This window comes from Geobacillus thermopakistaniensis (genome assembly GCF_000498995.1).
GTDB classification, from domain to species: Bacteria; Bacillota; Bacilli; order Bacillales; family Anoxybacillaceae; genus Geobacillus; species Geobacillus thermoleovorans.
In genome coordinates, this window is the sequence record NZ_AYSF01000080.1 from 1 (window position 1) to 10,167 (window position 10,167).

Below are 10,167 nucleotides of genomic sequence, written 5' to 3' on the forward strand. Positions count from 1 at the left end.
GTGTTATCCTAACCATGAGCCATTAGCTCAGTAGGTAGAGCATCTGACTTTTAATCAGAGGGTCGGAGGTTCGAGTCCTCCATGGCTCACCATAGCGCGGAAGTAGTTCAGTGGTAGAACACCACCTTGCCAAGGTGGGGGTCGCGGGTTCGAGTCCCGTCTTCCGCTTGGGCGGGGCCTTAGCTCAGCTGGGAGAGCGCCTGCTTTGCACGCAGGAGGTCATCGGTTCGATCCCGATAGGCTCCATCAAGAGCAGACTGCTTGACAACCACAAGCAGCCTGCTCTTTTTTGTTATATCGGTATAAATATTCAAAATTTTGTCAAGTTGAGTCATCCCCTTTCTTTCCTCTACAATAAAGACGTAACAGGAACCGGAAAGGAGTGGGAGACAGCATGAAGCCAATTTCAATTATCGGGGTTCCGATGGATTTAGGGCAGACACGCCGCGGCGTTGATATGGGGCCGAGCGCAATGCGTTATGCAGGCGTTATCGAACGTCTGGAACGTCTTCATTACGATATTGAAGATTTGGGAGATATTCCGATTGGGAAAGCAGAGCGGTTGCACGAGCAAGGAGATTCACGGTTGCGCAATTTGAAAGCGGTTGCGGAGGCGAATGAGAAACTCGCGACGGCGGTTGACCAAGTCGTTCAGCGGGGGCGCTTCCCACTTGTGCTGGGCGGCGACCATAGCATCGCCATTGGCACGATCGCCGGGGTGGCGAAACATTATGAGCGGCTTGGAGTGATCTGGTATGACGCGCACGGCGACGTCAACACCGAGGAAACGTCGCCGTCTGGAAACATTCATGGCATGCCGCTGGCGGCGAGCCTCGGGTTTGGCCATCCGGCGCTGACGCAAATCGGCGGATACAGCCCCAAAATCAAGCCGGAACATGTCGTGTTGATTGGCGTCCGTTCCCTTGATGAAGGGGAGAAGAAGTTTATTCGCGAAAAAGGAATCAAAATTTACACGATGCATGAGGTTGATCGGCTCGGAATGACAAGGGTGATGGAAGAAACGATCACCTATTTAAAAGAACGAACGGATGGCGTTCATTTGTCGCTTGACTTGGATGGCCTTGACCCAAGCGACGCACCGGGAGTCGGAACGCCTGTCATTGGAGGATTGACATACCGCGAAAGCCATTTGGCGATGGAGATGCTGGCCGAAGCACAAATCATCACTTCAGCGGAATTTGTCGAAGTGAACCCGATCTTGGATGAGCGGAACAAAACAGCATCAGTTGCTGTAGCGCTGATGGGGTCGTTGTTTGGTGAAAAACTCATTTAATGCATGTGGGCAAAGAGGGTTGGTTGCGGGATTCACGGATATGATGATGATTTGTTCCCGCTGTTTGTGAAAGAGGGGCTGCCATTTGTTTGGCGTCCCCTCTTTTTCAGTTGTATGATACAATAAATATGTTGCATGAAACTTTTCTTGATCGAGCGCCGTAATATACAGTAAGCCGTGAGGCGGGGGTATTGTATTTTATGGATCTATTTATTAAAAAGAGAATTAAGGCGATCCAAAAAGGGGATCAAAACGCATACGCGGATCTTGTCGATTTGTATAAGGACAAGATTTACCGCCTTTGCTATCGAATGCTTGGCAATCGGCATGAGGCGGAAGATGCGGCGCAGGAGGCGTTCATCCGCGCCTACATCCATATTGATACGTACAATCCAGAAATGAAGTTTTCCACTTGGCTGTACCGGATCGCGACGAACTTGACGATCGATAAATTGCGGAAACGGAAGCCGGACGTGTATTTAGATGAAGAGGTCGGAGGCACGGACGGGTTGACGATGCAGGCTCAGCTTCCTTCCCGCGAAGCATCCCCGGAGGAGGCAGTGGAAAGCCTGGAGCTGCAAGAGACGGTGCAGCGAGCGATTGAGCAGTTGCCAGAAAAGTATCGAAGCGTGATCGTGTTGAAATATATGGAAGATTTGTCCTTGCAAGAAATCAGCGAGATTTTAGGGTTGCCGGTCGGCACGGTGAAAACGCGGCTGCATCGCGGCCGCGAAGCGTTGCGCAGGCAATTGGGTCATTTATAAGAGGGTGGGAGACTATGGAATGTCCGAAAGAAATCGTGTTGCTCATGCACAGCTATTTTGATGGAGATCTCCAGCCAGAAGGAGAGCAGCAGCTGAAAGAACATTTGCGTTCGTGCGCTGCGTGCGCTGCCCATTTTCACGAGCTGAAAAAGACGGTTGCTTTCCTCCAATATGCCGCCCACGTTGCGGCGCCGCCGTCGTTTGCAGCCAAGGTTATGGAGGCGATGCCGAAAGAGAGAAAGACCGCGCGGCTGCGCCGCTTCCTGCATCGCCACCCGCTGCTTACGGCTGCCTCGTTGTTTTTAGCGCTCACTTTAGGCAGCTTAGCTTCTTCATGGGGGGAAAGAGGCGCGTTTTCCGTCTCAGCTGATGAACATGTCATCATCCGCGATCATACTGTCATCGTGCCGAAAGGAGAAACGGTCAAAGGGGATATTGTCGTCCGCAATGGCTCGATTCGGATTGAAGGAACGGTTGATGGGGACGTGACTGTGATCCATGGAAAGAAATATATGGCGTCCGCCGGGCAAGTGACAGGGGAAGTGGAGGAAATTAATCAAGTGTTTGAATGGATTTGGTATAATATTAAAGAAAGGTTCAATCGTGCGCTCCAATCGATTGAATGATGGCAGCCATCGTTCGATGGCTTTTTCCGTGGCCATCAACAGATTGGAATTAGAGATAAAGGAAGTGTGAAGATGTCCTTCGGAGAGCTCCCCATCGTGTCATATTTGTTAAAAGTGGTTGATATCCTTGTCGTTTGGTATGTGATTTACAAGTTGATCATGATGATTCGCGGGACGAAGGCCATTCAGCTGTTAAAAGGCATTTTTTTAATTATTTTGGTTCGTTTCGTGAGCAATTATCTCGGTTTGACAACGCTGCAATGGCTGATGGATCAGGCGATCATTTGGGGATTTCTCGCGATCATCATCATTTTTCAACCAGAATTGCGGCGCGCCCTTGAGCAGCTCGGCCGCGGACGGCTGTTCACCCGCAATACGGTCAATGAAGATGAAGAGCGGATGCGAATGGTGGAGGCCATTGTAAAAGCGACCGAGTATATGGCGAAGCGACGCATCGGCGCGCTGATTTCCATTGAGCGGGAAACCGGAATGAACGATTATGTCGAAACCGGCATTATGTTAAACGCTCATGTATCGCCTGAACTGCTCATTAATATTTTCATTCCGAACACGCCGCTTCATGATGGGGCGGTCATTATTCAAAAAAACCAAATCGCTGCGGCGGCCTGTTATTTACCATTATCGGAAAGTCCATTTATTTCGAAAGAGCTCGGAACACGCCATCGGGCGGCGCTCGGCATCAGCGAAGTGACTGACAGCGTCACCGTCGTCGTGTCGGAGGAGACGGGAGCGGTATCGTTGACGAAAAACGGCGAGCTGTACCGCGATTTAACGATCGATGAGTTTCGGGAGCTGTTGACCGGCGAACTTGCTCCAGCGACGAAGGCGCCCGCTTCTTCCCGTTGGCAATGGAGGGGGAAGAAACATGGATAAGTTGATGGACCATCCTTGGTTTATTCGCGTTGTTTCCTTATTGCTGGCGATTATGCTGTATATGTCGGCCAATGTCGGGGCGAAAACCGGTGAGACGCGCAACACGTTTGGCCAGGAAGATACGGAAACGTTGATCGATATTCCGGTGGTCGCTTACTATGATGAAGACAACTTGGTCGTATCTGGCGTCCCGAAATACGTGAACGTTACGCTCCAAGGGCCGGCCAGCATTGTCAAGCCGACGGCTCTGCAGCGAAATTTCGAGGTGTATGTCGATTTAACGGAATTGCCGTTAGGGACATACACGGTGCCGATCAAATACAGGGACATCTCTGACAAGTTGAAAGTGACGATTCAGCCTTCCTCCGCCAAAGTGACGATTCGTGAAAAAGTGTCGAAACGGTTTCCTGTCGGTGTTGAATTTTTCAATCGAAACAAAATGCCGGATGGCTATTCCGTTGGAGAACCGACTGTGAAACCAGATGCCGTGACGATTACCGGGGCGAAGGAACTAATCGACGAGATTGCGTTTGTCAAAGCCATCGTCGACTTAGATGGGGCGACGGAAACGCTGACGAGAGAAGCGCGCGTTCGGGTGTACGATCGACGGGGAAATGAGTTGGATATTGAGCCAGAGCCATCGTCGGTGGAAGTAACCGTGCCGGTGAAAAGCCCGGGCAAGACGGTGCCGGTTCAAGTGCGAACAACTGGGGAGTTGCCGGATGGTGTGCATCTTGTCAGCATCACGCCGGAGCCGGATCGAGTGACGATTTATGGACCGAAGGAAGTGTTGAACCATATTGACAAGCTGGAAGGATTGACAGTTGATTTGGACGACATTACCGACGATGCGACGGTAGAACTTGACGCTCCGCTCCCTGATGGAGCAAAAAACGTCGATCCAGACAAAATCAAGGTGCATATTGATGTGGAAAAAGACGTCACGCAAACGTGGAAAGACGTGCCGATCGCCGTCGTCGGCTTGCCGGATTCATACAAAGCTGAATTTGTCAAACCGCTTGAAGGCAAAATTACGGTCCGCCTTGTCGGTCCGCCCGATGTCGTCCGTGGATTGACGAAAGATGATGTCCGCTTGTATGTCGATGTTAGCGGCCTCGGCATTGGCGAACATCAAGTTCCCATTCAATGGAACCACCCTGAACAAGTCCAATGGCAGCCGTCGGCGGAAACGGCGATGGTCCATATTAGCGACAAAGCAACTGCACAATAAACTGCATAGTAAGGAGAGAGTGAACGAATGGGCAAATATTTTGGCACTGATGGTGTACGAGGAGTCGCAAATCGTGAATTGACGCCAGAGTTGGCGTTTCAAATCGGCCGCTGCGGCGGATACGTGCTGACCAAAAGCGCTGAGCGCCCGAAAGTATTGATCGGGCGCGACACTCGCATTTCCGGCCATATGCTTGAAGGCGCCCTTGTCGCCGGGCTTTTGTCGATCGGGGCTGAAGTGATGCGCCTTGGCGTCATTTCCACGCCAGGTGTCGCCTATTTGACGAAGGCGCTTGGAGCGCAGGCCGGCATCATGATTTCTGCTTCTCACAACCCGGTGCAAGATAACGGCATTAAATTTTTCGGTCCGGACGGGTTCAAGCTGTCGGATGAGCAGGAAGCGGAAATTGAGGCGCTGATCGACAGCGCGGAGGATATGCTGCCGCGGCCGATCGGGGCTGGGCTTGGGCAAGTAAACGACTATTTTGAAGGCGGACAAAAGTACTTGCAGTATTTAAAACAAACGATCGATGAAGAAGATTTTTCCGGGATGAAAATCGCCCTCGACTGCGCGCACGGGGCGACGTCATCGCTTGCGACGTACTTATTTGCCGATTTGGATGCGGATGTCGTGACAATGGGGGCTTCGCCCAATGGGCTCAACATTAACGAAGGAGTCGGTTCCACCCATCCGGAAGCGTTGGCGGCGTTTGTCAAAGAAAAAGGAGCCGATGTCGGGCTCGCCTTTGACGGCGATGGCGACCGCCTCATCGCCGTGGATGAACGCGGCAACATTGTTGACGGCGATCAAATTATGTACATTTGCGCCAAATATTTAAAAGAAACCGGCCGCTTGAAACAGCAAACCGTCGTCTCGACGGTCATGAGCAACCTTGGGTTTTACAAGGCGCTTGAGGCGCAGGGAATCAAAAGTGTACAAACGGCCGTTGGCGACCGCTATGTCGTCGAGGAAATGAAGAAGAACGGCTATAATCTCGGCGGCGAGCAGTCCGGACATATCATCTTCCTTGACTACAACACGACGGGGGACGGAATGTTGACGGCGCTCCAGCTTGTCAACATCATGAAAATCAAAGGCAAGCCGCTTTCCGAATTGGCGGGGGAAATGAAAAAATACCCGCAGCTGCTTGTGAACGTCCGGGTAAAAGATAAAGAAAAAGCGATGGAAAATGAGCAAGTCAAGAAAGTGATCGCGGAAGTGGAGGCAGAGATGAACGGCAATGGCCGCGTTCTTGTCCGCCCATCGGGGACTGAGCCTCTTGTGCGCATTATGGCGGAGGCCCAAACCGAGGAAGCGTGCCGCGCCTACGTTGAGCGGATCGCGGATGTCGTCCGCCGTGAAATGGGAGTGGAATAACCGACCGCTTGGACAACCACCCTATGCATAGACGGAACGTTCGCTTCCGTTTATGCATAGGTTATTTTATATAAAGGGATGGATAGATGATAGTTGACGCCGCTGGGAATGTCCTGTAATATTAACGTTGTTGCCTTTTTCTTGAAAGGAGGCGATGGAAGGGCGAAGAGCGGAACATGGTGAAGTGATGGCTTGCCGCAACCGTAGGCATGGCCAACAAAGCAAAAAGGTGGTTGGTTGTTGCATCGGTTTTGACGAGACAAAAGCGCCTGGACTAAGCGTTGGACGGAAGAACGCTTAGTTGACGAGGAGGAGGTTTATCGAGGTTTTCGGCGGATGCCTCCCGGCTGGAGCGATGACAGCCGCAAGTCCTCTCTTAAAACAAAGGGGTGACCCTTTGCACAAAGGGGAGGATGTCATCGCGCGAAACGAAGAAGGGAGTCTGCCGCCCGTGGATCGGCGAGACCCCGAACATGTTCTTTGACAACTGAACAGGAAAGACGGTTCTCGTTAGCGGCAGCCTCCAAGATGAAAAGGAGGAACATTTGCCATGTGCGGCATTGTTGGCTATATCGGTTATCAAGATGTGAAGGAAATTTTATTGCGCGGATTGGAAAAACTCGAGTATCGCGGCTACGATTCGGCGGGGATCGCCGTATTGAACGAAAGCGGCGTGCATGTGTTTAAGGAAAAAGGACGGATCGCTGATTTGCGCCGCATCGTCGACCCGAACGTCAACGCGACGGTCGGCATTGGCCATACACGCTGGGCGACACACGGGGCGCCAAGCCGAGTGAACGCCCACCCGCATCAAAGCGCCTCAGGCCGTTTTACGCTTGTGCATAACGGTGTCATTGAAAACTATGAAATGGTCAAGCGCGATTATTTAGCCGATGTTGCGTTTCAAAGCGACACGGACACGGAAGTCATCGTCCAGCTCGTGGAAAAATTCGTCCGTGACGGGCTGACAACGGAAGAAGCGTTCCGAAAAACGCTCTCGCTGTTAAAAGGATCGTACGCCATCGCCATGATCGATGCACAAGACGAAAACACCATCTATGCGGCCAAAAACAAAAGCCCGCTTCTTGTCGGATTGGGTGATGGATTTAACGTCGTGGCGAGCGATGCGATGGCGATGCTCCAAGTGACGAATCAATTCGTCGAACTGATGGATGGGGAACTCGTCATCGTCACGAGCGAGAACGTCACGATTCAAACGCTAAACGGTGAAACAGTCAAACGGAAGCCATTTACGGCTGAGCTCGATGCGAGCGACATTGAAAAAGGGACGTATCCGCATTACATGCTGAAAGAAATTGATGAGCAGCCGTTCGTCATCCGCCGCATCATTCAAAAATACCAAGATGACAACGGTGAATTGGCCATTGACAAAGCGATCATCAATGAGGTGCTGAACGCCGACCGCCTGTACATTGTCGCGTGCGGAACGAGCTACCACGCAGGTCTTGTCGGCAAGCAATTGATCGAGTCGTGGGCGAAAATTCCAGTCGAAGTGCATATTGCCAGCGAATTTTCGTACAACATGCCGCTGTTGTCGGAAAAGCCGCTCTTCATCTTTATCTCGCAAAGCGGCGAAACGGCCGACAGCCGCGCCGTGCTCGTGCAAACGAACAAACTCGGCTATAAAGCGATCACGATCACGAACGTCCCAGGTTCGACGCTGTCGCGGGAAGCCGATTATACTCTCCTGTTGCACGCCGGCCCGGAAATCGCCGTTGCCTCGACAAAGGCATATACGGCGCAAATTGCTGTGCTTGCGATTTTGGCCGCCGCGGCGGCGAAAGCGAAAGGCTTTGAGCTGGACTTTGACTTGACGAAAGAGCTCGCCATCGTCGCCAATGTGATGGAAATGCTGTGTGATGCGAAAGAAGAAATGGAGAAAATCGCAAGCGACTACTTGACGTTGACGCGCAACTGCTTCTTTATCGGCCGTGCCGTTGACTACTATGTCTGCCTAGAAGGCGCGCTGAAACTGAAGGAGATCTCTTACATCCAAGCGGAAGGGTTCGCCGGCGGCGAGCTGAAACACGGCACGATCGCCTTGATTGAGGACGGCACGCCGGTCATCGCCCTCGCCACCCAAGAGCACGTCAACTTAAGCATTCGCGGCAACGTAAAAGAAGTCGTCGCCCGCGGCGCGAACCCGTGCGTCATCTCGATGCGCGGCCTGGAAGGCGACGGCGACCGCTTCATCATCCCGGCTGTCCATCCGGATCTTACGCCGCTTGTGTCCGTCGTGCCGTTGCAGCTGATCGCATACTATGCCGCCTTGCACCGCGGCTGCGACGTCGACAAACCGCGCAACTTGGCGAAGAGCGTGACGGTGGAGTGAGCGGTTCGTTGGTCGGAAAGACTGTTGTTGAATGACAAAAAAGTCGGGAACTGAAAGCCTGTTGGTGAATCCAGCAGGCTTTTGTTTTTTCTATTATCTGCGGAAAATAAAGTCGCATACTGAAAAATAAAGTTGGTAACTAGAAAATACCCGTGGTGCTAGATAAACTTGATCAAGCATAAAAATAGCCCTTGCTGGCGGATCTCCAGTAGAATGAAAGTGTCACCCAACATTCGANAACTTGATCAAGCATAAAAATAGCCCTTGCTGGCGGATCTCCAGTAGAATGAAAGTGTCACCCAACATTCGAAAGGAGAGATCCCCCATGCAAGAGCACTTTCATTTTACTACAGATCCAGCCAAACTTCAAAAACAATATGCCGCTATTTTCTGTTTTGTTTCTGCCCAACTGTCGTTGATTCAAATGGATCTTCATCGCCGCAACCGTCACTTGGTCAAGCAAGAAGACGAAGTGGTCATGGCGGTTCACCTTTTGGGGAAGCTGCTGGGCTTTTCTTCCGAACGAGCCTGGCATCGTTTTGTCACGGGAAATTTGTTCACAAACGGCTCGTTTCTTGAACGCTCCCGATACAACCGCCGCTGCCGGGCGCTTGGTTTCGCCATCAAATGGATCCGTCATGAGCTGGCGAAACGTGGCCAACACCATGCTTATGCGGTCGTCGACAGCTTGCCTCTTCCGTTGTGCCATCCCGCAAGAATGCAGCGCGTCAAGCGGTTTCGAGGGATCGCGGATATGGGGTATTGTGCTTCCAAAAAGCAATGGTACTACGGTTTCAAGCTGCATCTTCAAGTGACCAATCAAGGGCTGGCCATGGGCTATGTCGTGACGGAAGCGTCCTGCCACGACGTCAAAGCCGCTGAAACGGTGATGACTCAAATCCCTCATCCCTACAACTTTGGGGACAAAGGGTACATCAGCCACGCTCTTCGAGAAAAGCTGTACGAAGAACACCAAGCCGCGTTCTGGACACCGTCTCGACACAATCAAAAGCACGGCCCATCCAAGGCATGGGAAGAATGGATCAGGAAAAAACGCAAAGTCATCGAGACGGTGTTTTCGATTCTCGTAGACCAATACCGGATCACCGACATTCGAGCGAATTCCATGGCCGGGTTTGAAGTGGCACTCGATGGCATCTTGTTGGCTTATTCCTTGGTCACACTAGGGCTGGTTGAGCGCTGACGCTCAACTAGCACCACGGGTTAGAAAATAATAATGGTAACTGGGAAAAGGTGTTGGCATAGGTTTATGCCAGCACTTTTTTATTTTCGATCAGATAGAATCACTAAAAAAAGCAGGATATTTTAAAAATATTTGTAATATTATGGTACAATTATTGTGAGATATCGATCTTCTTCAAATCACACGGGAGAACATAATTTTTTTAAAATGTGGTGACATGAATGGGGCATAGGCGACTAACGGGTGAGTTGTTTCAATAAGAAACAGTATATGATTATTAAAAACTCACATTTCGCACCCTCTCGACGAAAATCGGGAGGATTTTTTCGTTCCGATGTCGAATGAATCCTTGACACACAAGGAACGTAAAGGAGTTTTTCTCTTATGAACGTTCAAGTCAAAAAGGTCTATCGCAATTCTTATT

The 10,167-nt window shown here is 51.2% G+C and carries 8 protein-coding genes and 3 tRNA genes; all 11 read left to right on the forward strand.

The window, feature by feature from the left end; genetic code table 11:
- Positions 1 to 16 precede the first annotated feature (16 nt).
- The 11 genes from T260_RS124410 to T260_RS124360 all read left to right on the forward strand — a co-directional run bounded on the left by T260_RS124410 (position 17) and on the right by T260_RS124360 (position 9,743).
- Positions 17 to 92 (forward strand) — tRNA-Lys (locus tag T260_RS124410).
- Between the two features lie 4 nt (positions 93 to 96).
- Positions 97 to 168: transfer RNA gene (locus tag T260_RS124405), tRNA-Gly, on the forward strand.
- 5 nt (positions 169 to 173) lie between these two features.
- Positions 174 to 246: transfer RNA gene (locus T260_RS124400), tRNA-Ala, on the forward strand.
- A gap of 148 nt (positions 247 to 394) precedes the next feature.
- Positions 395 to 1,294 carry an arginase gene (gene rocF, locus T260_RS124395; RefSeq protein WP_021322054.1) on the forward strand — a complete coding sequence of 300 codons (900 nt, stop codon included), beginning with the start codon at positions 395 to 397 and terminating at the stop codon, positions 1,292 to 1,294.
- A 200-nt stretch (positions 1,295 to 1,494) separates the two neighbouring features.
- Positions 1,495 to 2,058 (forward strand): RNA polymerase sigma factor SigW, encoded by a 564-nt coding sequence (gene sigW, locus T260_RS124390; RefSeq protein ID WP_011229662.1) that lies wholly within the window; start codon positions 1,495 to 1,497, stop codon positions 2,056 to 2,058.
- 14 nt (positions 2,059 to 2,072) lie between these two features.
- Entirely contained in the window at positions 2,073 to 2,684 is a 612-nt protein-coding gene (gene rsiW / locus T260_RS124385; RefSeq protein WP_011229663.1) for an anti-sigma-W factor RsiW, read from the forward strand.
- 72 nt (positions 2,685 to 2,756) lie between these two features.
- Complete coding sequence (cdaA, locus tag T260_RS124380; RefSeq protein ID WP_011229664.1) at positions 2,757 to 3,578, forward strand: diadenylate cyclase CdaA; 822 nt, start codon at positions 2,757 to 2,759, stop codon at positions 3,576 to 3,578.
- Complete coding sequence (locus T260_RS124375) at positions 3,571 to 4,809, forward strand: CdaR family protein (RefSeq protein ID WP_023634437.1); 1,239 nt, start codon at positions 3,571 to 3,573, stop codon at positions 4,807 to 4,809. Before cdaA ends, T260_RS124375 begins: the two co-directional genes overlap by 8 nt.
- A 27-nt stretch (positions 4,810 to 4,836) precedes the next feature.
- Positions 4,837 to 6,186 (forward strand): phosphoglucosamine mutase, encoded by a 1,350-nt coding sequence (gene glmM, locus T260_RS124370; protein WP_023634438.1) that lies wholly within the window; start codon positions 4,837 to 4,839, stop codon positions 6,184 to 6,186.
- A gap of 550 nt (positions 6,187 to 6,736) precedes the next feature.
- Positions 6,737 to 8,539, forward strand: coding sequence for a glutamine--fructose-6-phosphate transaminase (isomerizing) (glmS, locus tag T260_RS124365; protein WP_011229667.1), 1,803 nt, complete (start codon positions 6,737 to 6,739; stop codon positions 8,537 to 8,539).
- Between the two features lie 325 nt (positions 8,540 to 8,864).
- Positions 8,865 to 9,743 (forward strand): IS982-like element ISGsp1 family transposase, encoded by an 879-nt coding sequence (locus T260_RS124360; protein ID WP_023634440.1) that lies wholly within the window; start codon positions 8,865 to 8,867, stop codon positions 9,741 to 9,743.
- Positions 9,744 to 10,167: the final 424 nt, after the last annotated feature.

Coding starts and splice junctions, on each gene's coding strand:
- rocF (WP_021322054.1), top strand. CDS start 395: ATGAAGCCAATTTCAATTATCGGGGTTCCGATGGATTTAGGGCAGACA.
- sigW (WP_011229662.1), top strand. CDS start 1,495: ATGGATCTATTTATTAAAAAGAGAATTAAGGCGATCCAAAAAGGGGAT.
- rsiW (WP_011229663.1), top strand. CDS start 2,073: ATGGAATGTCCGAAAGAAATCGTGTTGCTCATGCACAGCTATTTTGAT.
- cdaA (WP_011229664.1), top strand. CDS start 2,757: ATGTCCTTCGGAGAGCTCCCCATCGTGTCATATTTGTTAAAAGTGGTT.
- T260_RS124375 (WP_023634437.1), top strand. CDS start 3,571: ATGGATAAGTTGATGGACCATCCTTGGTTTATTCGCGTTGTTTCCTTA.
- glmM (WP_023634438.1), top strand. CDS start 4,837: ATGGGCAAATATTTTGGCACTGATGGTGTACGAGGAGTCGCAAATCGT.
- glmS (WP_011229667.1), top strand. CDS start 6,737: ATGTGCGGCATTGTTGGCTATATCGGTTATCAAGATGTGAAGGAAATT.
- T260_RS124360 (WP_023634440.1), top strand. CDS start 8,865: ATGCAAGAGCACTTTCATTTTACTACAGATCCAGCCAAACTTCAAAAA.